Below are 26,086 nucleotides of genomic sequence, written 5' to 3'. Positions count from 1 at the left end.
CTACTCTCTTCGCACCGCATCCAGCAATCGACCGCTCAGAGCCAGTCTCGCTGCCAGCCAGCACACGGCCACGCCGAAGGCCAGGATCCCCAGATTCAGCCAGAGCAAGAAGCCCAACGGCAGGGCCCCACCGGACTGCATCACATTCGGCCACACCGCCAGCGCGGCACTCACCAAGCCAAGGACAAGACCGGCAGCAAGCAGCGCAGCATGCTCGCTGAGCACCATGGCACGAAGCCGTCCCGGCAGGAAACCCAGCGCCTGCATGAGCCCGAACTCGCCTTTGCGCTCCAAGATGTTTCGTGCGGCCAGCACGCCGAGACCAGCCGTTCCCAGTAGCACGCCGAGACCACCCAGCACGGTGAAGATACCGATGTACGTATTCTGCACCGCCTGAAAGGCAGCGAGACGGTCCGCTGCAGGCTCCAAGGCGAGGCCACGGGTCTGGACCTGCTTCGTGAGCTGGCCACTGATGGCAGCCGCCGAGTCGGCTGGCGCATCAATGAGGAAGAAGCGGTAGCCCGCCGCATCCGGATAGCGCGCGAGGAAGTTCTCCTCACTGATGATGAGCTTGCCTTGGAGGACGCTTCCCGCGAGCAGAGCCACAAGCTTCACCTGGAATGTCTTCCCACTCGCATCCGTGTAGTCGAGCGTATCCCCCACCCCCTTGCCCAAGCCCCAGAGCGCCGTGGCCTGGTCAGCGATGGCAGGAATCGGCTCGCCTTCCGCCGCCTTGCCAGCAATGAGTGACCATGAACCGGAGGCGAAGGTAAAACGATCCTTCTGTTCTCCAGTCCCGGCCAGACGTGCCGGATTCACGGCTGAAATGACCGGGTTCTGCGCGCGGTTGAGGTTCAAGCAGCTCGCATCATCCCCTTCGCGAATGCGGAAGGGCACAACGCTGGCGTTTTTCATGAGCTTCTCATCCAAAGCAAAGGTATCCCACGCGGCCTCAGAGTTGAGGTCTTCATAAATGGGAAGGGTGCTCTCCCCGAGCAAGGCAAAGCCGCCCGTGCCGGTGTCGCGGCGGGTGGGGTCGTTGTTCGCGGAGAGGCGGAAGGCATTCACGGCAATAACCAGGAAGACACCGCCCGCCATCATGCCAATGACCGAGAGCGAGCGCCCGCGGCGGCGGGTAACGTTGCGAAGTCCAATCGCACCAAGCGAGCTAGCCACAGAGTTCGCGGACACAGACCCATCCGGCTCCAACCCGATGAGCCAGCGTCGGGCGACCAGCATTCCGGCGAGCAAAAGCAAAAATCCGGCGCCAAAGAACATGCCCGCCACTGCTTCTGGACTCCCGGCGGAGCCTCCCGCAAAGGACAATCCAATGGCCAAAATGACACACAAGATCGAGGGCCAATAGGCACCAAGGAATCCCAGCTTGGCATCGGCTTTGCCTGCCTCAAGAGCCTTGCCCTTTTTTCCGGACCTTGTTTCAGAAGCGGCAATCTCACCGGCCAGAAGCTCCCGCGCCGAGGTCTTCAGCAGACGGCGGCTGGCAAGCCAGAGGATGCCCATGCTGGCAAGAATGCTCGACACAAAGGCGATGGCCAGCGTGGCTGGATTGCCGTCATAGATGAGCTTCATGCCCACCGTGGCATCACTCCAAACGCCATTCAGTCCCGCCAATGCAAGCTTGGTATAAGCCACACCGCCGAGCAATCCGAGGGCGGTGCCGAGAAGGGCGATGATGCCAGCCTCGACCAAAAGAGAACGCCTCACCTGCTTCGGGGTCCATCCAATGGCGAGCAGGAGTCCGACCTGAGGCACACGCTTTTCAAGCGTGAAAAGAAAAAGCAGTGCGCTAAAAATGAGCGCTGAAGCAATTAAAAACATGCTCAATCCAACAAAAAGACCACCAAAGTCCACGCTCCCTTTAGCAGCCGCTTCAGCCTCAGAACTAAACTCACGCACAACCAAGCCAATGTCAGAAAGTTGGAGCAGTTTAACAAGCTCTACACGTAACGCTTTCTCATCTTCGCCCGCGTTCGGAAACCGGATCGAGGTCAGACTGCCGAAACGATTACCCCAAAGTTCCTTGCCCGTTTCCAGCGGAATAAATGCCTTGGGAGTTCCGTGGTAGTCGTCCCAGTACTTTTCATCCTTGTCGCGGATGGCATCAAGCTTCACCGGGATGCCAGGTTCCCAATCACGGCAGTTGTCGACATCGGAGACGCCCGGGAAGTTTGGCGTCCAGGTCTTGTTTAGTGCCGGCTGATTCATGGGGACAATGCCCCGCACCGTGAAAGTGCCGGTGCGCTCCTGTAGTTCCCGGCCAAGGCCGACACTGAAATAGCGTAGTTCGAAAGTATCTCCGAGCGCGAGGTTCAGATCTTCCGCCAGCCACTGGCTCACCGCCGCTGGCTTTTCAGACGAGCCTGCATGGTCAGCGCCCATGTTCACACCGAGGGCCGCAAAACGCTCAGCCGGGATTGCGGTGACCATGGAGTATGGCGTCCGTTCCTTGGACTTCGAGGAAGAGAGTCCATTGACCAAGTAAGTGAGCACCCCGTAGGAGTTGGCCCGGGCCTGCAGGACCTTGTCTGCAATCACCTCGTCAAGAAACACTCGATCGGTGCTCAGTTCCCATTCGGGACTGGCACCCTCCACTTTGGTAAGTTTCAGGGCGAAGTCTTCGAGGGTGGCCGCTTCTTCCAACCGGAATGGCGGGACCACATGCTTTGCGTGAGAAGGCACTTCGGGAAGCTCACCTAGAGTGATGTAGGACTTGCTCAAAATGGCATTCACCCTCCCCTTTTTCTCCAGTTCCGCCTGGAGCTCGCCAAGGGGCAGGTAAAGTGTGTCATTCCCCGTCTGCGAAGCGGTGAGTTGGAAATGCCCGAAGTCCTCTGCCGAAATGATGGCCGTTACCGTACGGCGCAAGGTGGTCTCATCGTTGGTGCTACCAGAGAGCGGCGCATCCTTGGAGATGGCGCTGGGGCGCTCCATGCGGACCACGATTGTATCTCCGACTTTCACCCCGAGCTTTCGGGCCAGCGATTCGTTGACGGCAAGAGGAGAGGATTTTTCTGTTTGAGACGGAAAAATCTGCCGACCACTAGGACTCAATTTCCAAAACTCCGTATCGACGCCGAGTACCTGCACCGCATTTACCCTTGCCTGTCCCGACGCCTCACTGACCGAGGCATTCAGAATGATGACCGGCGCCGCCCCATCTTTTCGAGCCAGATCTTCCGTGAACCACCGGTCGCCACCGAGCATTCCCGTCTCGATCTTTCCAAGCCGTTGGGCCGCCGCTTTCCGCAAGCTGGCGCGAACGGAGTCACCCACTACGAGCGATCCACTTAATATAGCGGAAGCGAGAAAAGCCCCAAAGAGGAGGCCCAAATGGCTCTTCCAGTAGTGCCGGACACTCTGCAGGATCAGAGAAGCGCTGTTCATAAGAACTTGTGATTCTGCTTAAGACTCGAGATTGCCGGTGTGCAACTTGAGAACTCGCTTCATCCTCTGGGCCTGAGCGGGTTGGTGGGTGACTAGCACTAAAGATATGCCGATATTCTCCACCAAGTCGATCATCAACTTAGTCAAAGTATCGGCATTTTCCTCGTCGAGTGCCCCGGTGGGTTCGTCCGCCAGGACGAGGTGAGGCGAGTTGATGAGGGCACGCACCACAGCCACGCGCTGACGCTCGCCACCGGAAAGTTGGGCGGGGCGGTAGCCGGCGCGAGGCTCCAGTCCCACCTTGGAAAGGAGGTCCATGGCGTGGTCGCGGACCACCTTGGGATTCGGCGCGGGTTTCAACGCCAACGTCGGAAGAAGGACATTCTCCAACACCGTGCATTGAGGAAGCAGGTGGTGGAGTTGGAATATGAATCCGATGTGTTTGCTCCGGAGCAGACTCAGCTTTTCCACGGATGCGCCTTTTAACGATTCTCCATTAAAAAGGTATTCCCCGCCATCGGGCTCGTCGAGGGTGCCCAGGATGTTCAGCAGCGTGCTCTTGCCACACCCAGACGGTCCGACGATGGCTACCGATTCCCCTTTTTCCAAGGTAAAGCTGATGTCCTTCAGCACCGGCACCGTCGCTCCCGCTGCAGGCTCGACATAAGATTTGGACACATGGCGAAGTTCGAGGAGTGGCATGGGGAAACGGTGCAACGGTGATCGAAGGGACTGTGTGACTGATGGCGACCACAAGATGATGAGACAGAGCTCACCGAAGAACAAGTGACACCATGGTGGTTACGCATCATGGGGCGGAGGAATCGCAGTTTTTGATCGGCGGCTCCTACTTCGCTAACCCGGCGTTTGCCGCAGTCCGCCCGCCGCTTATAATTCACTCATGTCGGCTCCTGAGCGTGATGATTCCAGAGGCGCTCGTATCTCCCGTTTTGGACCTGTGGCCATTTTGACGATCGTTGTCATCGGTCTGGCAGTAGTTCTTTACTACCCCATCGCCATGGAGAAATTCATGGCAAGGTACTCCGGCGTCTCACATGTGGTCGAGCCTGCCTTCGAGATCCAAGTCTTTGCGCAGAAGTATGACTGGCACTTCCACTACGCCGGGCCCGATGGAGTCTTCGGCGCTACGTCATCTTCGCAGGTGGCAAAGGACAATCCAATCGGTTTGGATGCGGGCGACCGGAATGCCCAAGACGATTTCGTCACCAGCGAATTGGTACTGCCCTGCGACATCAACATTCTCCTTAAGACCCATTCGGCGGACGTCATCCACACGCTCGGAGATGTGCACGGGGCTTTCCGAGTGGATGCCATACCGGGTGTAAATACCGATGGCTTGCTAGAGACTCCGGCATCTCCAGCCTCCGGCACCCTCCGATGCCTGACCCCGTGCGGGCCCAACCACAAACATCACCACGCACCGTTCCGGTTCGTCAGCGAAACGGTCTATGAGAGCTGGTTTGAAACTCAGCTGATGGCGGCTCAAGCGAAGAGACCCCCGCCCTCCCCCCAACCGGCCAGGTAGACTCCGCCCTCGTCAGCTTGGAGGGGCCCGTCACAGTCACCGGTGATGTCGACATGCAGTCTGCATCATCATGAATGCTCTTTTCTGTTCTCCGCGCCTTGCTGCCTGTGCCTTCGCCGTGCTGTTCTCCTCTCCCAGCGTGACCTTGGCCGGGGAGAAGAACCATAGCGATTTCGTTGCGGCGGCGCTGAAGCACTCTCGCGAAGTGGCGGCACAGCATCATTTGGTGGCCCAGGTGAACATCACCACACCCGAGGGTCGCACGCTGAAGTTCCAGTATGATCTGTATCCCGAAGTGGAGCGGATCAAGGTCTCTGAAGACGTCTCCTATGCCAGGAAGCGTGGCGCCGCCTGGCTCCTGTCAGACGACTGGGGCAAGACTGGCGAGGCGGTGGGTGCCGAGGAAGGCCTGGACTACGACACGCTGGTGAGCTTCGTCCATGCTCCGCTCAACAGCGTCACGGAGACGCGCGACGCCGCCCAAGGCGGCTCCTTCATGCGGCTCATTCATAGCAGCACGAAGGAAGGGCGCGAGCGCTTTGTATTCGAGCACAGCCGTGAGCAGCCGAAGAGCGGCCATGTGTATCCTTGTTTCCTGTTCGAGCGCTTCAAGGATAGCGAAGTACCTGAGGCATTGCTCTGTGGCTTCGAAGGCCCGCTGTATACGGGTGATCGCATCCTGATGGTTTCCGTCACTTACGATTACCGGCTCAAACACGCCGGAAGAACGAAGGTGCGTTTGGTCAGCTTGAACGCAACGGGCAATCGCGAAATGTAAGGTTCAGGTCGCTAGCGGAAGGTCCCGTCCTCTCCGATGCACCGTTGCATTTTGCCGTAGTGAGGCATGTTGCAGCTCACCATGAAGACACCTCTAGTTTCCATTCTCTGTTTTCTCGCCGCCTCCTTCCTGGGGGCAGCGGGGCAGTTCCTCTATCGAGAGGGAGCGAAGCAGGCCCATGGTGGATTGATGGGATACCTGCTGAATGCACGCATCCTGCTCGGAGTTGCGTGCTACATCGGTGTCATGACGCTTTTCGTAGCTGCGTTCAAGCGTGGTGGCTCATTGACAGTGCTCTATCCCATCTACGCTACGACGTTTATCTGGGCCGCCCTGTTGGCGATGTGCATTGACGGGCAGCCCATCAAATTCGTGAACATAGGTGGCATGGCATTGCTGGTGGGCGGCATGTATCTGATGGGAAAGTAGGTGCATCATTGCATTTCGATTTAAGGGGAATTCTTTTGCGATCAGTGCGCTAAAGAAGTATTTAGGGTGTGTTGAATTTTTTCCTAGACGACCGCTCCGCGGCGTGGAAATTATAATAATTACAACCCACTCCTGCCTATGTCCCTGACAACCAACACGCAGTCGTTTCTCTTTTTGATGGGTTCCCTCAATGATGCCACGGTTCTAGACGCCGCGATTGAATCCCAACATTTGGAATTTCAGAAACTTGGGGTGCTTACTTATTTAGGGCGTTTGGAAGAATCACCCGACGAGTTCTGCAATCGCCTCACGGAAGAGAGCGGCGTAGATTGCGAAATCCACTGGATGCGCCTGCCCTATCCATCCGAGCGCCCGTCGCAACCTCCAGCGATGGAGCTCCCCGAAGAGCCCGTGGAACTGGAGGCCCCGGCCTGTTTCATTGTGAATCATTGAAGCGGCCTTGCAGCTTGCGCGAGTGTTTCTGTCCCCTCGCAAGACCGGGTTTTTATGAGCGCATAAACAGCGCATAGCCCCCATAGAGCGCTCCAGCCGTAGCGAGGCATGCCAGCAGAATCGCGAGCGCCCGCGTCACCCACCCCGATTTCTTCCACCATCGGCGGGCCCAAACAAGCGCCTTGCGAACTTTGACCTCGGACCAGTCGAGAAAGCGCGCCAGAGTAAGGAATTCGCTCCCCAGCATCGAAAGACCTGCCACCGCCACCAGCATCCCGGGGCCCGGAGCCGCGAGCAGGAACACGCCGATGAGGAGCAGCAATGTGCCTCCCACAATGTTCAACCACCGTGCCCAGTGGAAGGCGCCACGATGCTCCTTCTTCCGGCGCTCATAACGTTCCTGAAATCGGCGTCCGGGTCGGCTGCTCTTGAGTTCGTTCCAATGTTCTTTGACGGCGGCAAGCATAGATCGGCATAGCAGATTCGCATTTGCCCGGGATTTTTGTGCGTTGGATTGCTGCCCTGTCTCCGTGGCTTGCACTCAGCTCCGTTTCGCAAAACCCACCGGATCCGCCACAAACTTTAGAATCGCCGCCCGTCCGGCGTCGCTCTCGTCTTGCAACTTGCCAAAGATACTCCCGTGCGTGCGATCTGGCACCACGATGAGCGTGGTATGCTCGTGCTTCTTCACCTTGAGCAACGCGGCAAAATACTGGTTCTCTTCCAGGCGCGCTGGCCAGTCCTTGTCTCCCATGAGCAGGAGCATGGGCGGAGCATCCTTCCGCACGAAATGGATGGGCGCGGCTTCATCCGCGATGACATCGTCCTTGGGCAGTCCCCTCTCCTCGCGCACCGTGAAGTGGGTCATGGTCTGGCCGCTCACGGGGATGAGCCCCGCAATGGAAGCCGGATTGACTCCCACTGCAGTCAGATACTTCGCATCGAGGCCCAACATCATCGAGAGATAGGCCCCTGCGGAATGCCCCCCGACGAATACCCGCTTCGGGTCGCCGCCGTGTGAAGCGATGTTCTTCTGCACCCAGGCAACCGCAGCTGCACCGTCCTCAACGTATGCCGGGAATTTCACCTTGGGGCTCAGGCGGTAGTTCACACTGGCCACCGCGATGCCCTTCTGGACCCAGCTGTGCACGACCTTGGGCGTATCCCCGCCATCCTTGTTGCCTCCAGTGATGCCGCCACCGTGGAACCATACAATCACCGGGAAGTTCTTCACTCGGGTGGGCAGATAGAGGTCGAGTTTGCAACGCTCTTTCTCGTAGTCGCCGAGGTTCTCTCCGGTTTTGTAGGGAAGGTCTGCCGTGAAAGTGAGACCCTTCATCTCAAGGAATTTCACCTTGATGGGCTCTTCTGCGGGAAGTGCCGTGAAGGCAAGGAGGAGTGAGAACAGGGACAACCAGCGAGTCATGGAAGCGCGCGACATGGTTATGGTTATAGCGGATTTTGCATCGTCGTCATGCGCGCGTTTCTGCTGTGCCCCTCGCGACAGAATCGCAAGCCAGACTGCGTCAACACGCCGGCCAGAGGCCAGCGCTCCCAGGGCCGAGTCGCTTTGTTGCAACTACGGGGTATCTTGTGCACCTAGGGAACTGACCCGATCGAGGACACCCTTACTTCATCGGCTCGATGTAGTACATCCCGGTGGTGATGGTCCATGCTTCATTCATGGGCATGCGCTTCAGGGCATGTTCTGCACCCCACGAATCTGAGTAGAGAATCTCCGAGGTCTTCGTATTGTAACCAATGATGAGGCGCATGTGGCCACCGCCGGGCTGCGGGATATCCCCCTCCTTAAAAATTCCGAGCTGCACTCCCCACATGATGGGCACACCGCGCTCAATCATCTCCACGACGGACCTCTGGAACTTGCCATAGCCTGCTTTGTCCTTCTCCGTGCGACTGACCTTGAACGAGCCAGGGTCCATGGAACCATAAACATCGGCAAGCACGATCATCCCACCGCTCGGCAGGTTGATCTCACGTTTGTCATTGCGTTTGGCCTCCCGATTGTAGTCATCGATCATGCTGAAGAATTCTTTCATATCCCATTTCTGGATGGCTCGCACCCGCACGCGCATGCGGCCTTCAATCTTTTCCAAGGCTGCAAACATCTCCGTCGGGCTGGTTCCACTCCCACCGTCAGAGGTATTGGCAATCTGCGCCATCTCATGTTGGTCCACGTTGAGTCCGTAGTAGCGGAAAACACGTTCGGTGGTGGCCACCGCGCAGTAGCCCTTGGGTCCCTGATCTACCATGGGCACGTTCTTGATGACCGCATCCCCATTGGACTCGTGCGTCACATTGGCGGTAAGGGTGGACTTGGCCACAGGCATGTTTCCATTGGCTCCGGGCTGGCTGGAGGCAAGAAGTCCCTGCTGTTTGGGGATCTCCGCCACACGCAGGCGGATGAATTCCGGACGAAAGTCCTGACCTCGAGACTTGAGTTCCTTCACGTAGCTGTACTCCAGCAGGTAGGCCGTGGGCGGCTTGACCCACATCCACCCCACCGCCTTCACTGCACTCTGGCCATCCTTGCCACGTTCGGCGGGCTGCACCCCCAGCATGGTGGTGATCTCCGTTTTGATCTCTTCCACACGCTTCTCAAATGCCTCACGGGTGTCGAGCAAGGCAGCACTGTCACCACGGGTGAACATGGCCAGATTCACCCGCGCCAGCTTCCCCGCCTGGAAGTCTACAATGGCCTCGGTCACCCCCAGATTGGAACTCCACACCGCGTACTTGCCAAAGAAACGCGCCTGCTCCTTGGAAGGAGAGAGCCACTCCATACCCATCGGGCGGAACTTCTGCTCGAACTGCTCGGTTGTCGCCGTCCAGAGCTGGTCACCCGTCACCATATCCGTCAACAGCGTAGCTGCGGGGGCACTGGCCTTTTCGGAGCCACTTTGACCATGCAGCGGGACTGCGGGAATGGTCATGCCCGAAAGCAGCAGGAGTGCAGGGAGGAGCGCGGTTTTCATGCGTGAAGGAAACGATTCAACGTCGAGAATATTGGGATTCTTCCCAGTGTCCAGCCTCCAATCCTTGCCCAGGGACGCCTCTGCCCAATCTTGCAGGACCCGCCCTTGTGGGAGCAAGGCAACAGGAATATGGAGTGTATATTCCTCCCATGAAACCGCCAGACGCGGTGGCACGATGACTCCAGACACTACGCGCAACAGTTCCAACTCATTACCGAGCAACCGGACGGATTCCCAGATACTTGCTCGCGGAGGGATGGCGCGATTCGCCAAGAGCTGGAAACCGTCCCTGCTGGTGATTTTTGCACTCGGCCTCTGCACGGCGTCGTGCCTTCGTGCAGAAGTTGCGCCTTCACCGACACCCGGGAGATCGGGGATGCCGTGGGAGAAGCTCACAAGCGCGTACCATCATGAGCTGTTACTGGGAGCAGGGCTCCTCGCGGGCGTGGTACTGCTCTCCGCCATCATTCTGGTGTTTCTCGTGCGACCCCTCAAGCGCCGTCAAGAATCAGACCTCGACCGAATGAGGACCTCCACACAGCCCGAACTGGGGCGTTCTGGTCTCGCTGGGAATCGGCGTGGAGCCAGGGCGTTTCCACACCGGAGTGCGGGAGGCCTGGAGAAGCCAGCCGCCTCCGGCGATACCACACGGCTCACTCCCGAGGGCCAGAGTTTGTCTTCCCACCGCCGGGGAGAAAGCGAGGGGCCGCGCGGTCTTCATGGGCGCGAGCTCATGATTGTACTTGCGGCTTGGAGTTGCCTCATCGCAGGCCTGGGGACCATGACGAGAGATGCCGAGAATTACGCGGTCAGCATTCCCCTGCTCATGATTGCCTTCCTTTTGGCCGTCATGGCCATGGCACAGAGGCTGGTGCTCCACGGCTCATTGCTCCTGGCTTCCCTCTACCTGGCTGCCCCGGCAATCTGGGTGGTGCATCGCATGAACAACGATGCAGCGCAGGAAAACGCCATGGTGCGCTCCCCTGCGAAACTCCAAAAACAGTCGAGGCAGGATGGGCCTGTGCCAAGCGCAGACACCTCTCCCCCGGCCACTGTCGCCGACGCCACCTCTCCAGAAGCGAAACCGCAAGAGGCACCCAGACTGCTCATTCCAGAAGACGACGCCTTGCCTGCTCCCATCGCTGCCACCGCTTCCGCGAAGCCTCCCAAGGCTCCGGCACCCCTACCTGCACTGCCTCCAATTCCCACAAAGGCGGCGGATTCCCTCTTCGCCTACCGCGCCAAGCTCAGCCGCGCAGATCACATGAATCAAGACGGAGTCGATTTGCGCACACTCGCCCGGACCAAGTTCAATGACGTCCTCCTTCAGGAACGCCTGCATGTGCACCAGAACGCGAAGCGGGATCCGGAAGACACCGTGGATGAGGCTTTCGGAGCCCACCCTTTGGAGGAATATCGTTCACTGCTGGAGGGCAAGCCGATTCGCATGCCCTCCAGCGTATCACTGATCCAACTGCTCAAGGACGACGTGATTGTGGATGTGCAGGTGTTTGAGAAATTCGTCCAGGTAGACCCAGTGACACCTCTCGCACAGCGTTGAGCTTTGGGATCCTGCCTTCCTCCAGAGTCAGACCAGGGCACTCTCGAGTCCGAGAAACGCCCCGTAGCGCGCCACCACTTTCTTTGCACCGCTGGCTTCCGTGGAGGTGAGCTTGCCAAAGGGCGTCAGGGATACTTGAACGGACTTCCCTTTCAGCATCCGCTTCCACAGACCCACCACCTGCCCCCGGCGCACAACAGTGGGCATGAACATGCCATTGCCACCCGGCACGATCTTGTTCAGGTGCTCTGGCGGAATCACCGTCGCGCGGTCCTTGTAACCGAGCACGAATTCATCAAAGCCCGACAACAGGTGGATGGTGTTGGGCTTCTTCGTGGCAGGTTTGTCCAGCACCGTAGACATCCAGTACTCCACGCCCTTGATGATTTCCCTGCGCAGCTCCTTGGAAACGGCTTCCAGGCCCTGTCGCCCCTCGGTAATCTTCAAGCCGGTCCATCCCACAAAATCCATGAGCGTCGCCGGACCATGGCCGATGAAGTAGCGGCGTGCAATTTCCGCGATGGCATCATCGCGATCCAGATGGCGGGACTCAGGCACCCAGTCATCCAGCAGCACAAAGGTGGGCTGCTTTCCTTCGCGAGGGCCAAAGCACAGCAGTCCTTCTTGAGCGAGCTTCGAGAGAATGTGGATGCCGCGCTGCCCGGAAGGATCGATGCGATTGCGCTCCAGTGCCTCAAACAGTTCTCCTCGCGTACGCACCTGGCCACCCTTCAAGGCGCGTGACAGCACCTTCTCACTGCGCTGGAAAACTGCCTCATCGAGTTCCAATTGCCGGTGACGTCCAGCACTGCCTGAAATGATGCGCGGGGTCAGCAGCTTCAGCATCCAGCGCACATCCGCTGCTGCCACAAAATGCAGCGTCCCTCGCATGGGCCAGGTGCGCACGATGCTGCGCTCTGCGATGGCACTCTCCACGGCAGCCTCCGTGCTCCCGGGAAGTCTCAAGCCAATCGACCAGAGCGCGCCCAGATAGTCCTGCGCCTGCATTGCCCCGAGAAGAGTGACAATGTCCGCAGGCGTTTCTCCAGCTGCGGTGCCGATTCCTTGTGCGCTTAGGCGCAGCGGGCCAATGTCACGCACCGTCATACGAATCTCTCCTCCTACCAGTTCCGCCAGTCGAACTCGTGGCCGAGGTTGTCATCCGTGATGATCTCGGCGTCCCCCACACGAGCCTCGATGCGGGCGCGGTCCTGCCAGCGCCAGTGATGACTGCGTTCCCAGGGACCTTCGAAATCAGGGAAGGCCACGCACTTTTCCAGATCCTCGCGTCCTTGTTGGGTCGTGAGGTCAAACACCGGCACATCATCCATGCGCCAGCGCTCCAGCAGGGAACGCCAGCGTCCCTTGTCCATCACCAGGGGAGCGTCGCTTCCAACGAAGAAGTTCATGAGCGTGATGCTCTCAGGAAACACCACCAGGCCAGTCTTTGCAGAACGGAGGGACTCAGTGGTGTTCCACGCAACAATGCCGCCCTCCGCGAGGTGGGATTTTGCCAGCTCAAGGAACTCCCGTGAAAGCAGTGCCGAGGCGAACTCACGCCAGTGATGCGTCGTGTTCATCATGATGAGATCAAAGCGTTCGTTGGGGTTTCGCTTCAACCATCGGCGGCCATCATCGATGACCAGCTTCACCTTGGGATTGTGATGCAGGCTGGCAACCGTGGGAGAATCATGAATGAGCCGCAGGTAGGGGTCACTGATCTCCACGCCAATCACCTCCTCCACGTCGGGATGATGCGCGAGAATTTGTGTCCACGCTCCGCCGGACACGCCGATGACAAGCACTCGCTTTGGCTTGGGGTGCAGCGCGGCGATGTAGTAGGGGCGCACCAGCCAGGAGTCCGGCTTCAGGAAAACCTCCAGCGATCCATCGTATGCGCCATTGCCGTAGATGGTGCCCTTGTCATCCACCAGGATCACGCCATGGCGGCTTTCGATGGCCTTGGCAAATTTCATCCCCCACTGATAGTCATCCCGGTAGTGGAGACGCTCCCACAGCCCCGCATAGCCGAGCATGATGGCCGGCACGATGAGCAGCAGAACCACATAGCCGGAGTACACCTCAGCACCCATGCCAGCGCGAAGCCGGAGTGCGATGGCAATCACGACTCCGCCAAGAAGCAGGAGGGTGCACAGCCACACGAGCGGAAGCCACTCCATCAGCACAAAGCCAGTCAGCAGACTTCCCAAACCGGAGCCTATGATATTGGCGAGATACACGCCCGCCATACGCTGCCCCGCCTGCGCATCCGGTGGAATGGCGAGATGACAGATGAGAGGCAGTATGGTCCCGAGTGCTGCCGCTGCTCCCATCACGATGAGGAGCGTCCACGGCCACCACATCACCATCACGAGCCAGGACACCAGCGGCACCACCAGGAAGGCAACCAGATTTGCCCGGCTGATAAGACCGGCGAGCGTGCCGAGTGGCGCCGTTCCATCCGTGCCCAGACGCTGCCATTTCCGGCTCCACAACGAACCTACGGCCAGCCCCAGCAGATACGCACCCAGCATGAGGCCAAAGGCCAGAGCCCGGGAGGAGGTCGTGAAATTGTACAGACGCATCCACACGATTTCCCAGGCAAGAGAGAGGAATCCTGTCGCGGCACTCAGCAGCCACGCCTGCCGCAGGGTCAACCGACGGCTTGAGGATGTGGAAGAAGCGCTCGCGTCCGTCATGACAGTCCACCAGCCGCCCTCCTGCGCAGCATCCAGGTAACGAGGACGAACACGGACACCAGCAAGTTCAGCCCGGCCGCTACCTTTACGGCTCCACCAAGTCCCGTCACGCGCAGCAGCCAGAGCGCCGCAAGGAAGGCGCCGAGGGCCGCGCCCAAGGTGTTCACGAAATAGAGCCAGCTTACAGAGTCACCGACATCTCCCGTCGTCCGGACCTGCTGCGCGACCAGCAGCGGCAAGGTGGAGCCCATGAGCAACGTCGGCAGGAAGACCAGGGCAAAGGCGAGCATTCCCGTCATCAGCGAACCCACCCCCACCGTGATGCCGCCCACCCACTGGAAAAGCGCCACGGAGCACAGGCCGTACAGACCCACTCCCAATTCTGCCGCGGAAAAGAAGAGTACGAGCGGCAGCCTCTCATTCTGGGAAATCCAGCCACCCAGCAGGCTGCCAATGCCCAGGCCCATGAGGAATGCCGCCACCACCATGGCTACGGATTCGGAATTGCTCCCGTAAATCATGAGCAGCATGCGCTGCCAGACGAGCTGATAGATGAGCGCGGACACCCCAGAAATGACGAACACTGGGAACAGCACCGCCCGGGGGAAGGAGGAAACGGGAAGAGCGGGATTGGCTTGCGGATGAGGCATCAGACGCGGAAACGGCAAACCCAAGCTGGAGGTCGCCCCATTCTAGACGTCTGTAGTTCAACAACAAGCAAATGACAACTGGGAGCCACTGCGATTTGCCTCACCGAGAATCCCAAACCACGCGAAAACGGCGTTTGGCCTTGTCCGCCTCGGACCCTGCTGCGGGATTGTGGTTGAAACGGGCGTCCCAAACCGCATTCGCAAAGTCAGCCAGCAATCCCCAAGCTACCGGGTGGCAAATGGCGAATTCCCGCTCAAGAGAGTCAAAGTCATCTCGCTGGGGATCGTTGATACCAACCTGTGCGGCAGTGTTTCGAATGAGAGCTAGCGCCCAAACTTCGAAACTGTGGAGGCGAACGTCCAATTGAGTCTTCATACTAAGAATACATAGGACGCAGATTCCGGAAGGGATTCCTTTTCACAGGTCCCCGCCCCAAGTTGGCTTCCGGGAGGCTCAAGATTGCCCTTTACCCTTTGCATGGTTGTTGCTTAATGTGCGCCCCCTGCCGAGCCGGTGGGGTCTCTCCCGGCTGTCTCCGCAGGCGTACGAATTCACGCAAAGCAAGACTTCATCCGCATCATGGCCTACACGACCTGCACCGTCCCCTCCGGGGAGAAGATCAGCATCAGCAACGGCAAGCTGAACGTCCCGAACAATCCCATCATCCCCTTCATCCGCGGCGACGGTACCGGACGTGACATCTGGGCCTCCAGCGTGCGCGTGTTTGACGCGGCGGTGGAAAAGGCCTCCGGCGGCAGCAAGAAAATCTCCTGGATGGAAGTCTTCGCCGGTGAGGCCAGCAAGACCAAGTTCGACAACTGGCTGCCCGATGACACGGTGGAAGCCTTCAAGGAATTCCTCGTAGGCATCAAGGGACCGCTCACCACACCCGTCGGCGGTGGTATCCGCTCCCTGAATGTGGCCCTGCGCCAGCTTCTGGATCTCTATGTCTGCCTTCGCCCTGTGCAATACTTCACCGGCGTGCCCAGCCCCGTGAAGCGCCCGGAAGCCGTGGACATGGTCATCTTCCGCGAGAATACCGAGGACATTTACGCCGGCATCGACTTCCAGGCTGGCAGCGAGCAGGCGCTCAAGGTGCTGAAGTTCCTTGAGACCGAGTACCCGAAGGATTTCAAGAAGGTGCGCTTCGGCACCGAAGACGTCTCCAGCGTGGGCGTGGGCATCAAGCCTGTGTCCAAGCCCGGCACGCAACGCCTCGTGCGCGCGGCCATCAAGTACGCGATCGAGCAGGGCAAGAAGAGCGTGACCCTCGTGCACAAGGGCAACATCATGAAGTTCACCGAAGGCGCCTTCCGCGACTGGGGTTATGAACTGGCCAAGGAAGAATTCGGCGCAGTCGAAATCGACGGCGGCCCCTGGTGCAAGCTGCCCAACGGCATCATCATCAAGGACGCCATCGCCGACATCACCCTTCAGCAGGTGCTGACCCGTCCGGAAGACTTCGACGTCATTGCCACCCTGAACCTCAACGGTGACTACCTCAGCGACGCCCTTGCGGCGCAGGTGGGCGGCATCGGCATCGCTCCTGGCGGCAACATCAACTACATCTCCGGCCACGCCATCTTCGAAGCCACACACGGCACGGCTCCAAAGTATGCGGACCAGGACGTGGTGAACCCCGGATCCGTGGTGCTGAGCGGTGAAATGATGTTCCGCTACATGGGCTGGAACGACGTCGCTGACCTCATCATCAAGGGCCTGAATGGCGCCATCGGCAGCAAGAAGGTCACCTACGACTTCGCCCGCCTCATGGACGGCGCCACGAAGATCAAGTGCAGCGAGTTTGGCGACAACATCATCGCGCACATGTAAGCGCGGCGACTTGCCTGACAGCAGACCAATAAGAAAAAGGCGCGGCTTCGGTCGCGCCTTTTTCGTGCAGGGGCGGGACTTTCAGCGCTCCGATGCCCGCATTCCGTTTTTGGCCTGAGACACTTGTCCATTGGAAGAATCCCGCTAGCATGCGGCCGTGGCGAGCAGCAATCCGACCCCCAGTGTTCCGAATGCCTTCCAGAAGAAAGCCATGTGGATGGCAATCACGGCTCTGTCCGTGGCGGTAATCGGTACGCTTCTGGTCGGATTCATCTGGATCATCACGCGGGTCCTTTCGTTCCTGCAGCCGATTTTGATTCCCTTCGCTGTGGCCGGGGTGATTGCCTACCTGCTGGAGCCCGTCGTGGTGAAGCTGAAGAAATGGGGCCTCTCCCGGCAGACAGCGGTTTGGGTGGTATTCACCGTATCCATCACCGCGATTGTCGGCATCAGCTTCATCATCGTTCCTGCCTTCGCTCATCAAGGGGCCGAGCTGGCGGGCAAAATGCCGGAGTACACCCGCACGGCGAAAAAGAACGTGACCGAGTTCGCCACCAAGTGGAATGAAAAGCTCAAGGAGTACGGCGTCGATCTGCTGCACTGGGAAACTCCAGCTTCCCAAGACGGGACAGATGGTCAGCCCGCACCCGTGGTGACACCCTCGCCAACCACGCCCCCCGTTGACACGGCCTCCCCCGATGGAAAGAACGGAGTCGCAGCCTATACCCTGCAGGATCTCCTCAGCGGTGACTGGGTCGGCAAGACACTGCCGGAAATGGGCCAGCGGCTGTGGGACTTCGTCCGCTCAAGCGTCGGCGGTTTCCTCGGTATCTTCGGCTTCTTCCTCTCGATGATCATCGTGCCGCTCTACCTCTACTACTTCCTCACGGAGAGCCCGAAAATTACCAACAGCTGGTCGAATTACGTGCCGCTCCGGGCCTCCGAGTTCAAGGATGATGTGGTCGACACGCTGACCGAAATCAATCGCTACCTGATCGCCTTCTTCCGTGGCCAGCTCGTCGTGAGTCTCATCAATGGCTTTGCCACCGGACTCGGGCTTGTGATTGTAGGGGTGAAGTTTGGCTGGCTCATCGGTCTGGTGTTGTGCGTGCTGGGTATCATTCCCTACCTTGGGATCATCATCTGCTGGATTCCCGCGGTCATTATTGCCTCCGTGCAAGGGGGCAGCTATCTGGTGCCAGCAGACAGCCCCTGGTGGGTCTTCCCTCTCGTGGTGACCGCCATTTTCGTGGTCGTGCAGCAGATCGACGGCCTCTTCATCACGCCGAAGATTGTCGGAGACAGTGTGGGACTTCACCCGATGACGGTCATTGTGTCGGTCTTTGTCTGGTCGCTCATCATGGGCGGCTTGCTGGGAGCCATCCTTGCTGTGCCCATGACGGCGGCAATGAAGGTCCTCTTCCAGCGCTACATCTGGCAGCGGGGCGTACAGAGGCGATGGTCTCGTGGCGGCGGCGGCAGAGGTGCGGCCCCATGAGGCCGGAGCAGTTCTCCAGGTGACGACGTTTTCACATGTCATGCCGGTGTGTGGCACGGGCGAAATTGTGGCAACTTCGTGATTTGGGCTCCCTGAAGAGCGGACGTATGGCGCGGAGAACATCCACCTCCCTCCGCCATGTCTGAAGAAACCAAGTCCCCTCTCGAAGCCCTGATTGAACCTCTCGAGGAGTTCGAATACTTCGCGGACCACCAGCCCGCTGCCGATGAAAGCGTGTTTGAGCGACTCTACATCTCGCTGAACGTCGACGATCCCCAGCCAGATCGGGAATACGGCGTGGAGGTCTTCTTCATCAACGACGTGACGGAGGCGTTTGGCGCTCAAGAGGAGGAAGAGGATGCCATCATTGCGCAGTTCATGCTCATCCTCCCATTTCGCATCCAGGTCGACGGCTACCTGGAGATCATGCGCTTCTGCAACCTCGTCAACCGCATGCTGCCCCTCGGGGCATTTGGCCTGAGCGAGCAGGATGAGGCGGTATTCCTGCGCTACTGCCTGGCCACGGAGAGCCGCGCCATCCCGCACGACGTGTTGCTGGAGGTGGTGAGCGCCATGGAGTACGCCTGCAAAGCTTATGCCTCCCAGTTTGAAGCCCTGAGCGCCGGCACGATGAAGTATGACGACATCGTCCGCGAGGTGGAGGAAAGTGGCCAGCAACTTCCCTCCGTGGGAGATCCTGCGCTCTTCGCCAGCGCGTAGCCATCACGCTCTGACAGATCCTGCAGCGCACTGATATACCACATCATGGTATATCAGTGTGCTCCCTTTATTTCCCCCGTTCGAGACCGCCTCAAGATTTATGCTGGACCTATCGCGCACTGAACCGGTGTGACATTTTGCTCACCATTTGGCACAGCGGTCCATCCATACCTGTACGAACCAAATTTTTACGCAGGTGATTGTGCCAACAACGTGATTTTGGATCGGTGCTGTCAGGGCGTATCGCGGAGACACACAGAGCATCCGCGGGTGCTGCATTGCCCCGGAGAGTGCTTCCACCAAGGCAGTCCCTACCCCTCCACCGCCATGCCCAAAGGTTCCAAGCAAGACGACGAACAGACCAATTCCTTCCGCACGTCCTCCGTCACCCTTTCCGACAGTGCCAAGGGTCGTCTGACGGGTTCCGTTGAGAAACGTCTGGAAAAGGAGCGGACCGCGAAGGTGAGCCGGTGGGAACAGTTCAAAGCCGTCATCACCAACAAGGACGTCAAGACCACAGTCAAGAACGTGGGCAAAGGCTACAAGGCGATCACCGACGCCGTTGCCAAGACGGGTGATCCCGACAAGCTCAGCTCCACCGCCCAGGGCTTTGGCCAGTCAGGCACCGTGGTCGGCGGCGTTACCCAACTCTTTGAAACGGGCGTCGACATCTACCTCGCAAAGCAGAAGGTCGACAAGGCAAAACGCGATCTGCAGACGGTGGAAAAGGGCGGCCTTCAAAAATTGCGCGAAGAGTCCCTGGAGAAACAGGTTGCCGAGCAATTGAAGGAAACCAACAAGGCCAAAAGGTCCCTCAGGACCAGCGAACGCGTGCTCCAGAAGCACAATGACACACTGCAGCAAACACGAGACACGCTCGGTGCAAAGGAAAAGGACATTGAGCATATCGAAGGACAACTGCGTGCCCTCGAAGAGAATCTCCGCCCCATCTCACGCGAATCGGGTGTGAGCACCGGTTTCCTTGAGCAGGTGCAAAGCAGGCTGGTGAAGGACTTGAGCAGCGCCGATGCAGCTCTGGGCAAATTGGAACAGGACTGGGATACCCGGGCAACCCCTCTGGTGGAAGAAATCTCGAAAATCGAGGGACAGCTTCGGGTGCTGGAGGAAAACATTCAGGATGCGCCTGGGATCGGTGTCGGCACAGACGTGTACGAAGGGGAGAAGCGAAGACTCAATGAGAAACTCTCCGTGGCGCAATCCAAGCTGGCCAAGGTCCAGGAGGAACTCGATCCTCAAATCGCCAGGAAGAAAGAAGAGATCTCCAATATCGAAGGCAAGCTCCGGGACATTGATGACAACATCCGTTCCCTCAAGCCCGAGTCCACCCAGATCTCCGGCACGAGCTTCTTCATGGAGCAGCGGGACAAGCTCAAGAATGACCTGACCGCCGCGAAATCAGAACGTCGACAACTCAAGAAGGACATTGAGGGGCTCGAAGATGACGGCAGGAAACTTGAACTCAGGGTCCAGAAGAAGAAGGCCACCTACCAGACAGAAAGAAAAGAACTGAAAAAGCTGCGCACCGAACTGGGCGAATCCCTCTCGACGGACAAGCTCAAGATGCGCATGGCGCAGAAAGATCTCAACCAGTACAACGATGACGTCCCTCTGGAGCGCGCGAAGCTGGTGAAGTCCCTCCTGGACGGCGAGTCCGCGACTGCGAACCTCATCTCCGTCGCATCCTCTGGTGCCAGCACCGTGGTCTCCGAAGGTGCAAAACTGGCCGGAGGCATGGTCGGCGTCGTGGTGGGGCCCCTGACCGCCGTGGTGAATACCGTGGATCTGGTCAACGACCACAAAGGCCGCATGACTGCCCTCAACCTGAAACACAAGGCCAGTGACGCCCTCGCCCAAAAGGACGGCATCAAGCAGGACGATGCCGAACTCCTTGCCATTGCCGAGCGACTGCGCCTCAAGCAAAAGAAGACCTCCGTGGACAAGGGACTGAGCGCCACGAAAAATTTCTTCGGGGCAGCAGGCGGTATTGGAACGGCTGCCGCAGGTGCCGCCACGATTGCCACCATCGTTGGAGCGGGCGTCGCGGCGGCTGGCGCTGCTGCCGCCGTGCTCACCCCCGTGGGCTGGGCTTTGGCTGGCGCAGCGGCGGCGGCGGCGATCGGGTACGGGATCTACAAGCTCGTCCGTCACGTGAACAGCCAGGCCATCAAGGAAGCGCTGAAGGAGACGATTTCGCTGACCAATAAAGAAGATGGGAACACCAAGCTCGGTGAGTTGGAAGGTCTTTCCAAGAAACAGCAAAAGGCGCTCGATAAGGTTGCGGAGAAATGCCTCGCGGCCCTGAAGAAAGAGGACCCCACGCTGGACCTCAAGAAGGAGGATCTCACGATGGACCAGCTCAACAGCTACGCTTGCAAGAAGCTGCTGGCTCGCGACACCGGCATCGCCACGGAAGCCCTGCTTGAGCGCTTCAAGACCGAAGTGAAAGCACACCTTGGTGACAAGCCAGTCACCAAGGAAGCGATGGAGCAATACCTCAAAACCGAGTCACAGAAGGTTCCAGTGGATAGCGCCGTGGGGTTGATGGCCAAGCTGGGCGTGGGATTGAAGGCCGAGGAGGCTGTGGATCTCTACCGGGACAAGAGCCAGTCAGACGCGATCAAATTCCTGAGCAAAAAGATCTACAGCCCCACCAAGGAGGCCCCGTCCCAGGAAGAGAACCTGAGCCAGGGCATGAAAGGCGCCAAGGTGACAGTGGATAAGAGCGGCTCCCAGGAGCGCAGTGTGGACTCTCCAAAGAAGGATGAAGTCTCCGTCGAACGGGACGACTCCCAGTTGAAGGTCGACAAGACCAACTCCGTCCGGAGCAAGATGACGAGCAGCGAGAAAGCTCCGAGCAAAACGGATCTCGGTATCGAGGACAGCCACGATGTCGGTATGGGCACCAAGAGCTCCAACAAGCTCCGCGATTCCCTCGGCTCAAGTAAATCCGAGAAGGTGGGATCCGAAGGCCCCAAGAACCCAAGGACCAGCGTCAGCAAGGTATGATGTGCCGTATCCCATCACACACACTTCGCACTTTCCAAGGCGCCCTCGGAGCAAGCATGGCGGAGGCTTCCACGGAAGCCATCCCCCCCTACTCCGGCTTCTGTCCCAGAAGAAGTTCACCCATGCCTTTTTCAGAATCCGGAATATCCACTGGCTCTGGTGCCGTGAGCGGCACGCCCATGGTCTTGAGCTTGGGCCGGGCCTCCGGCGGCGGGGCGCTGACCGGCCTGTCGACTCTTGGCGGCTCATGCTCGACGGCCGAACGCGCACGGCCAGCCATGTCTTCCGTCACCCGGGCTTCTGCCTGTGCTGCAATATCCGCCTTGCGCACCGCTTCGCTGCGTGAGCGCTCGTGCTCGAGGATGTCTGTCTTGAGTTCGGTGAGCTTGCGCTCAAGTTCGGCGAGGCGCTCGCGGCGTTTCTCCTCTTCCATCTCCGCGATTTCAATTTTCCGCTCAATGGTGGCGAGCTTCTCCTCCTCACGACGCAGCTTGACCTCCACCTGACGCTCTTGCTCTTTGAGCATCGGTTCGTTGGAGCTGCTGGCGGTCTTGCGGGTTTCCTCCCTGGCGCGTTCCTGACGCAGGAATTCCAGACGAGTCGCTTCACGTTGCACGCTCTCGCGCAGGCGGCTGAGCCGGGCGCGCAGGGCCATCTCCTGGCCTGTACCAGAGAGCATGGCTCCCGTGCCGGCAGGACCCACATTGCCCCGTTCCTCCGGAGTTTCTCCCTCTGTGAGCCCGAGCGGTGCGTGAAGCTTTGTCTTGCCCCTGCCCTTGAGTCCCGGCCGCTGGCCAGGAGCAGGCGTCTCGGCCGCTGCGGCACCTTCGCCAGCACCCGACATGCCGCGGAGAATCGACTCATTGAGGCTGACGCCACGCGTGCCTTTGCCGCCTGCACCAATCAGCTGACCGAGACCGGCTTTTTCGGCCTCGATTTCTTTCCACAGTTCCCGCGCTTCGGCGGAGTCTTCCGGTAGCGAAGCCAGGCGCGCATAGCGCTTGTCCATCGACTCCTTCCATTCACGCAACGGGGCGAGCTTCACCTCCATGTCCGCGAGCTCGCGACGAGTGAGCTCCAAGGTGCGGGAGAGCTCTTCCATGTGCGCCTCGTGTTCGCGATCTGCCTCTGTGGTGAGTCGCCGGAGTTCTTCGAAACGTACGCGATCTTCCTGCTCCTTTTGAGCAAGCTGATCCAGTTCGGAGCGCAGATCCTTTTCCTTTCCGCGCAACACTTCCAGGCGCCCCCGACTGGCCTCTTCCTCGTGATGCAGGCCGTCCAGGGCCTTCTGCGAAGCATCGCGCTTGGACTGCAGTTCCTTGATCCACGTATCCAGCTCGCGACGCTGCGCCTCGGTCTTTTGCACACCGGCCCTGGCTTCCGCCAGTTTCTTCTCGGTGTCCGCCAGTTCGTTGCACTGGCGCTCCAGTTCCTGGCGCTGGGCAATGGTTTCCTGCAGGCTCGCTGTTTCCCGCGCGAGCTCTGTCTGTCGTTTGGCGAGTTCCTCCTCGGCGGCGGTCCTCTGCTCGGTGAGCGAGGTGCGGACGGTATTCGTTTCCGTTACGAAGCTGTCGTAGTCGTCTGAGTGGCTCTGCTTGTTCTGCTGGAGTTCGGCAATGTTCGCCTCCAGCAGGGAGCGCGTCTCTGCACTCTGTGTCTCAAAGGCAGCCAGCTCTCCCTGCAGACGCAGCGTGTTCGCGGCGAGTGATTCGTTGTGGGATTCGCTTTCCTGCTGGCGCGTCAGCAGAGTGGCAATGGCAGCTGTGAGTGCCGCCTCGCGCAGTTCGCTTTCCTGCAACTGGGGTAGCAACGACTTCAGTCGATTCTCGCTGACGGTAAGCTCGCGGATGCTGGCTTCCAGGGCGGACCTCTCCTGCTCAATGCCCTGCAACCGGCGCTCCGCCACCTTCACCTGGTCTTCACGCGCTTCCACCAGTTCCTGCACCTTCCGGGACTGCGCTTCCGCGTCGCTGATCTGGCGGCGAAGCTCAATGAGGCGGGCGTCATGCGTCTCCTGCTCCTTGAGCAAGCTGAGCAGTTGCACGCTCATCTGCTCCTTGTTTGAAGTCATCGCCTCAAACTCACGAAGCGCCACGGAGTTGGCAGTGCTCAGGCGCTGCACTTCGCCCTGACGGAATTCCTCTTCCCTGCTCAACGCGTCGATACCGGCGAGCAGCTCCGCCTTCTTGGTGGTACACTCTTCGGTCACCTGGTCGAGTTCCGCGCGGATCTGGAGCATCTGCGCGTCTGCATCCTTGCCTGAGGCGTCGATGCTTTGCTGGAGGTCGGTGCGGACGGTCTCTGCCTGGAGGTTCATCGACTCCATGGCAGCCTGAATGTCGATACGCTTCGCTTCCAGTTCGGCAGCCAGCGCATCACGCGCCGACTCGGCCTGGAGTTTCATGGACTCCATGGCGGCCTGGAAATCGACTCGCTTGGCTTCGAGTTCAGCAGCCACTCCCTCGATCTCTTCCTTCAGCTTCGTCTTCTGCGCTTCGCCCTCAGCGGTGTGCTCTTCGATGGTCTTGAGGACTTGATCCCGGCGAGATTCGGTTTCCGCAAGTTGGGAGGTCACCACCGAGAGTTGCTTCTCCTCAGCCAGCAGTACATCCAGCCGCTCCTGGCCCTGGCGCAAGTTGGCCGCCATTTGCTGCATCTGCGTGTCCGCCGCCTTGTGCTGACCGCGCAGCGTTTCCAGTTCGCGATTCTCCGTCTGGATGGACTCCCGCAATGTCACCTGCTCCTGCGCGAGCCCGCGGCGCTCGCCTTGCATGCGGATGATTTCATCACGCAACCGCGTCACTTCGGTATCGAGGGACTTCTGGCGCTCCTCCAGCTTGGTGATGGCTTCCTTCGCTTCGCCTTCGAGGCGGTTGTAGACCAGATTCACGATGCGCTGATCCAAGGCAGGCCCAGCCGCGACTTTCACGGGAGTGGTGCTCTTGCTCGGCGCGAGCAACTGAACGGGGACCGCGCCGGAAACCGAGGCCGCTGCCTCTGGCGCCAGCGGGGTCGAAGCTGTCGGGGTTGCAGCCTGAACTGGTACCGCGGCGGGAACCGCTGCCTGCGCCTCAGGAATGGGTGCCGACTGTGCTGTAGATGCTGGCGTGGGTGCAACCGCAGGCGTCGTGGGGGCACTGGGAACCTCAGCCTTTTCCTGAGCTTCCTTGGGCCCGGGCGAACTTACCTGCGCCTCAGGCACTGGAGGTTCACTCTGTTCCTTGGGTGCTGCAGGCATCTCTTTCGCCGCTTCAGGAACTGCAACAACAACGGTTTCCTCCGCCTTGGGCTTCTCGCTTTTTGCCGGCTCTGCGGGTCTTTCCTCTGCCACCGCCGGAGCGGGCTTGGTAGGAGACTCCGGCTCCTGTGCGACCACAGGCTTGCTCTCCTGACGGGAGTCCTTCTCCCAGTCGACATGCCTGCCAGCCACCGGTCCTTGTTCCGACTTCACTTCAGCAGGCGGCGGAGTACCGACAGGAATAGCTGGCTCCGCCGGTTTCGGGGCTTCACTTACCACGGGCTTCGCCTCGGCATCGGGAGTTTTCGCAGATGGTGCTGGGGCAGGCTGCTCGGGAGCGGCCACGGGTGGATTGCTGGCGGCCGGTGCAGCCTTGTCTTCTTGGGGAGCTCCTCCCGGTAACGGGACAGCCGCGTCTGGCGCTTTGGCAGCAGGCTGCGGTGCGGCTGGCGTCGGCTTGGGAGCCACCGGTTTCGCGGCCTCGGACTTCGGCGGCTCGGCGGCGGGAGACGATGCCTTCGCCTGCGGTGTACCGGGAGCTCCTCTCGGAGGCGCCGGTCTCTCGGGCGATTTTGCCTTGGCTGCTGGAGCAGCAGGCGTCGCATCCGCCTTGCGCTCCGGTTTTCCACCTTTGGCATCGGCACTTTTGCCACCGTTGATGCTCTTCGCCCCCATCGCCGCGAGCACGGAGGAAAGGAAACTCTTCTCGGACTTCTCCTTCGGTTCGCCTGCGGGCTTCACTCCGGGACCTTCCTCGGCAGAGGCGTTGGCCGCACCAGGCTGTCCTCCTTCCTTGTCCTTGCTGGAAGGCGCAGTCGACTCGGGCGGCAGCACAATCTCGGTCGAGAACTCGCCTTTCAAGGGACCGAAGCTCACCTGGTCACCGTGCCCCAGAAGTTTGCGCTCCACACGCTCGCCATTGACGTAGGTGCCAGCCTTGGAAGCGAGGTCCCGCACTTCGAACTTTCCATCCGAGAGGAAATGCAGCTCTGCATGGCGGCTGGAGATGCGGGGGTCATAGACCACAACGTCATTGCCATCGGCACGTCCGATCGTCACGGAGTCATGCAGGGGTACCTCGATCGTTTCGCCGTCGTCGAGAATGAACGTCAGTTTTGCCATGCGCAGAAATCAAACCTCAATCCTGGTAAAGAATCAATGATTGGTTCAACGGAAACGGGGCTGGGAAGGCGATATGACAGCCATCTTGCACGGCCGAATTATTTGCGCAGACCGCACAAACCGCTGCCGG

Annotated in this window: 18 protein-coding genes; 9 read left to right on the top strand and 9 right to left on the bottom strand. The window is 59.5% G+C overall.

All coding sequences use genetic code 11. The features are described from left to right. Both DES53_RS08160 and DES53_RS08155 read right to left on the bottom strand, forming a co-directional pair. Positions 1 to 3,405: an FtsX-like permease family protein gene (locus tag DES53_RS08160; protein WP_113957734.1), complete on the bottom strand. Its 3,405-nt coding sequence runs from the start codon at positions 3,403 to 3,405 to the stop codon at positions 1 to 3. Between the two features lie 18 nt (positions 3,406 to 3,423). Continuing rightward, a complete protein-coding gene (locus DES53_RS08155) occupies positions 3,424 to 4,107 on the bottom strand; it encodes an ABC transporter ATP-binding protein (protein ID WP_113957733.1) in 684 nt (227 codons plus the stop codon). Between the two features lie 199 nt (positions 4,108 to 4,306). Here DES53_RS08155 and DES53_RS08150 point away from each other — a divergent pair, with 199 nt between their 5' ends. The 4 genes from DES53_RS08150 (at position 4,307) to DES53_RS08135 (ending at position 6,611) form a co-directional block, all read left to right on the top strand. Beyond that, the gene (locus DES53_RS08150) at positions 4,307 to 4,951 is read left to right on the top strand and encodes a cupredoxin domain-containing protein (RefSeq protein WP_113957732.1); all 645 of its coding nucleotides are present in this window, start codon (positions 4,307 to 4,309) and stop codon (positions 4,949 to 4,951) included. Between the two features lie 70 nt (positions 4,952 to 5,021). Then, positions 5,022 to 5,729, top strand: coding sequence for a hypothetical protein (locus DES53_RS08145; RefSeq protein WP_113957731.1), 708 nt, complete (start codon positions 5,022 to 5,024; stop codon positions 5,727 to 5,729). An 81-nt stretch (positions 5,730 to 5,810) separates the two neighbouring features. Further along, positions 5,811 to 6,158, top strand: coding sequence for a hypothetical protein (locus DES53_RS08140; RefSeq protein ID WP_113958136.1), 348 nt, complete (start codon positions 5,811 to 5,813; stop codon positions 6,156 to 6,158). A gap of 138 nt (positions 6,159 to 6,296) precedes the next feature. Continuing rightward, entirely contained in the window at positions 6,297 to 6,611 is a 315-nt protein-coding gene (locus DES53_RS08135; RefSeq protein WP_113957730.1) for a hypothetical protein, read from the top strand. 52 nt (positions 6,612 to 6,663) lie between these two features. Here DES53_RS08135 and DES53_RS08130 read toward each other — a convergent pair whose 3' ends face one another. The 3 genes from DES53_RS08130 to DES53_RS08120 form a co-directional block, all read right to left on the bottom strand. Beyond that, a complete protein-coding gene (locus DES53_RS08130) occupies positions 6,664 to 7,077 on the bottom strand; it encodes a PGPGW domain-containing protein (protein ID WP_113957729.1) in 414 nt (137 codons plus the stop codon). Positions 7,078 to 7,152: 75 nt separating this feature from the next. Continuing rightward, positions 7,153 to 8,052: an alpha/beta hydrolase gene (locus DES53_RS08125; protein ID WP_113957728.1), complete on the bottom strand. Its 900-nt coding sequence runs from the start codon at positions 8,050 to 8,052 to the stop codon at positions 7,153 to 7,155. 187 nt (positions 8,053 to 8,239) lie between these two features. Continuing rightward, positions 8,240 to 9,607 carry a cysteine peptidase family C39 domain-containing protein gene (locus DES53_RS08120; protein ID WP_113957727.1) on the bottom strand — a complete coding sequence of 456 codons (1,368 nt, stop codon included), beginning with the start codon at positions 9,605 to 9,607 and terminating at the stop codon, positions 8,240 to 8,242. Between the two features lie 256 nt (positions 9,608 to 9,863). Between DES53_RS08120 and DES53_RS08115 the strand changes: the two genes are divergently transcribed. Next, a complete protein-coding gene (locus tag DES53_RS08115; RefSeq protein ID WP_147263277.1) occupies positions 9,864 to 11,168 on the top strand; it encodes a hypothetical protein in 1,305 nt (434 codons plus the stop codon). A gap of 27 nt (positions 11,169 to 11,195) precedes the next feature. On the opposite strand, the gene DES53_RS08110 is transcribed toward DES53_RS08115, so the two are convergent. Genes DES53_RS08110 through DES53_RS08100 form a run of 3 tightly spaced genes read right to left on the bottom strand, consistent with a single transcriptional unit; the run spans position 11,196 to position 14,517 of the window. Continuing rightward, complete coding sequence (locus tag DES53_RS08110) at positions 11,196 to 12,275, bottom strand: winged helix DNA-binding domain-containing protein (RefSeq protein ID WP_113957725.1); 1,080 nt, start codon at positions 12,273 to 12,275, stop codon at positions 11,196 to 11,198. A gap of 14 nt (positions 12,276 to 12,289) precedes the next feature. Beyond that, positions 12,290 to 13,867, bottom strand: coding sequence for a spermidine synthase (locus DES53_RS08105; RefSeq protein WP_113957724.1), 1,578 nt, complete (start codon positions 13,865 to 13,867; stop codon positions 12,290 to 12,292). After that, positions 13,864 to 14,517: a spermidine synthase family protein gene (locus DES53_RS08100; RefSeq protein WP_113957723.1), complete on the bottom strand. Its 654-nt coding sequence runs from the start codon at positions 14,515 to 14,517 to the stop codon at positions 13,864 to 13,866. The genes DES53_RS08105 and DES53_RS08100 overlap by 4 nt, the downstream gene beginning before the upstream one ends. Before the next feature lie 580 nt (positions 14,518 to 15,097). On the opposite strand from DES53_RS08100, the gene icd reads away from it, so the two are divergent. The 4 genes from icd (at position 15,098) to DES53_RS08075 (ending at position 21,596) form a co-directional block, all read left to right on the top strand. Next, complete coding sequence (gene icd / locus DES53_RS08090; protein ID WP_113957721.1) at positions 15,098 to 16,351, top strand: NADP-dependent isocitrate dehydrogenase; 1,254 nt, start codon at positions 15,098 to 15,100, stop codon at positions 16,349 to 16,351. Between the two features lie 217 nt (positions 16,352 to 16,568). Next, positions 16,569 to 17,849 (top strand): AI-2E family transporter, encoded by a 1,281-nt coding sequence (locus DES53_RS08085; RefSeq protein ID WP_170156945.1) that lies wholly within the window; start codon positions 16,569 to 16,571, stop codon positions 17,847 to 17,849. 138 nt (positions 17,850 to 17,987) lie between these two features. Next, positions 17,988 to 18,569, top strand: coding sequence for a YbjN domain-containing protein (locus DES53_RS08080; RefSeq protein ID WP_113957719.1), 582 nt, complete (start codon positions 17,988 to 17,990; stop codon positions 18,567 to 18,569). Positions 18,570 to 18,896: 327 nt separating this feature from the next. Continuing rightward, complete coding sequence (locus DES53_RS08075; RefSeq protein ID WP_113957718.1) at positions 18,897 to 21,596, top strand: coiled-coil domain-containing protein; 2,700 nt, start codon at positions 18,897 to 18,899, stop codon at positions 21,594 to 21,596. Between the two features lie 88 nt (positions 21,597 to 21,684). Here the strand turns inward: DES53_RS08075 and DES53_RS33840 are convergent, their stop codons facing one another. Further along, positions 21,685 to 25,956, bottom strand: a complete 4,272-nt coding sequence (locus DES53_RS33840) for an FHA domain-containing protein (RefSeq protein ID WP_113957717.1) — start codon at positions 25,954 to 25,956, stop codon at positions 21,685 to 21,687. Positions 25,957 to 26,086 lie beyond the last annotated feature (130 nt).

Source organism: Roseimicrobium gellanilyticum, from assembly GCF_003315205.1.
GTDB classification, from domain to species: domain Bacteria; phylum Verrucomicrobiota; class Verrucomicrobiia; order Verrucomicrobiales; family Verrucomicrobiaceae; genus Roseimicrobium; species Roseimicrobium gellanilyticum.
This window is presented reverse-complemented; position numbering and strand designations above follow the sequence as displayed.

Bases quoted from the DNA above. Each gene is read 5' to 3' on its own strand.
- DES53_RS08115 (WP_147263277.1), top strand. From the start codon at position 9,864: ATGGCGCGATTCGCCAAGAGCTGGAAACCGTCCCTGCTGGTGATTTTT.
- DES53_RS08125 (WP_113957728.1), bottom strand. From the start codon at position 8,052: ATGTCGCGCGCTTCCATGACTCGCTGGTTGTCCCTGTTCTCACTCCTC.
- DES53_RS08140 (WP_113958136.1), top strand. From the start codon at position 5,811: ATGAAGACACCTCTAGTTTCCATTCTCTGTTTTCTCGCCGCCTCCTTC.
- DES53_RS08130 (WP_113957729.1), bottom strand. From the start codon at position 7,077: ATGCTTGCCGCCGTCAAAGAACATTGGAACGAACTCAAGAGCAGCCGA.
- DES53_RS08110 (WP_113957725.1), bottom strand. From the start codon at position 12,275: ATGACGGTGCGTGACATTGGCCCGCTGCGCCTAAGCGCACAAGGAATC.
- DES53_RS33840 (WP_113957717.1), bottom strand. From the start codon at position 25,956: ATGGCAAAACTGACGTTCATTCTCGACGACGGCGAAACGATCGAGGTA.
- DES53_RS08150 (WP_113957732.1), top strand. From the start codon at position 4,307: ATGTCGGCTCCTGAGCGTGATGATTCCAGAGGCGCTCGTATCTCCCGT.
- DES53_RS08155 (WP_113957733.1), bottom strand. From the start codon at position 4,107: ATGCCACTCCTCGAACTTCGCCATGTGTCCAAATCTTATGTCGAGCCT.
- DES53_RS08135 (WP_113957730.1), top strand. From the start codon at position 6,297: ATGTCCCTGACAACCAACACGCAGTCGTTTCTCTTTTTGATGGGTTCC.
- DES53_RS08145 (WP_113957731.1), top strand. From the start codon at position 5,022: ATGAATGCTCTTTTCTGTTCTCCGCGCCTTGCTGCCTGTGCCTTCGCC.
- DES53_RS08080 (WP_113957719.1), top strand. From the start codon at position 17,988: ATGTCTGAAGAAACCAAGTCCCCTCTCGAAGCCCTGATTGAACCTCTC.
- icd (WP_113957721.1), top strand. From the start codon at position 15,098: ATGGCCTACACGACCTGCACCGTCCCCTCCGGGGAGAAGATCAGCATC.
- DES53_RS08105 (WP_113957724.1), bottom strand. From the start codon at position 13,867: ATGACGGACGCGAGCGCTTCTTCCACATCCTCAAGCCGTCGGTTGACC.
- DES53_RS08120 (WP_113957727.1), bottom strand. From the start codon at position 9,607: ATGAAAACCGCGCTCCTCCCTGCACTCCTGCTGCTTTCGGGCATGACC.
- DES53_RS08085 (WP_170156945.1), top strand. From the start codon at position 16,569: ATGGCAATCACGGCTCTGTCCGTGGCGGTAATCGGTACGCTTCTGGTC.
- DES53_RS08075 (WP_113957718.1), top strand. From the start codon at position 18,897: ATGCCCAAAGGTTCCAAGCAAGACGACGAACAGACCAATTCCTTCCGC.
- DES53_RS08160 (WP_113957734.1), bottom strand. From the start codon at position 3,405: ATGAACAGCGCTTCTCTGATCCTGCAGAGTGTCCGGCACTACTGGAAG.
- DES53_RS08100 (WP_113957723.1), bottom strand. From the start codon at position 14,517: ATGCCTCATCCGCAAGCCAATCCCGCTCTTCCCGTTTCCTCCTTCCCC.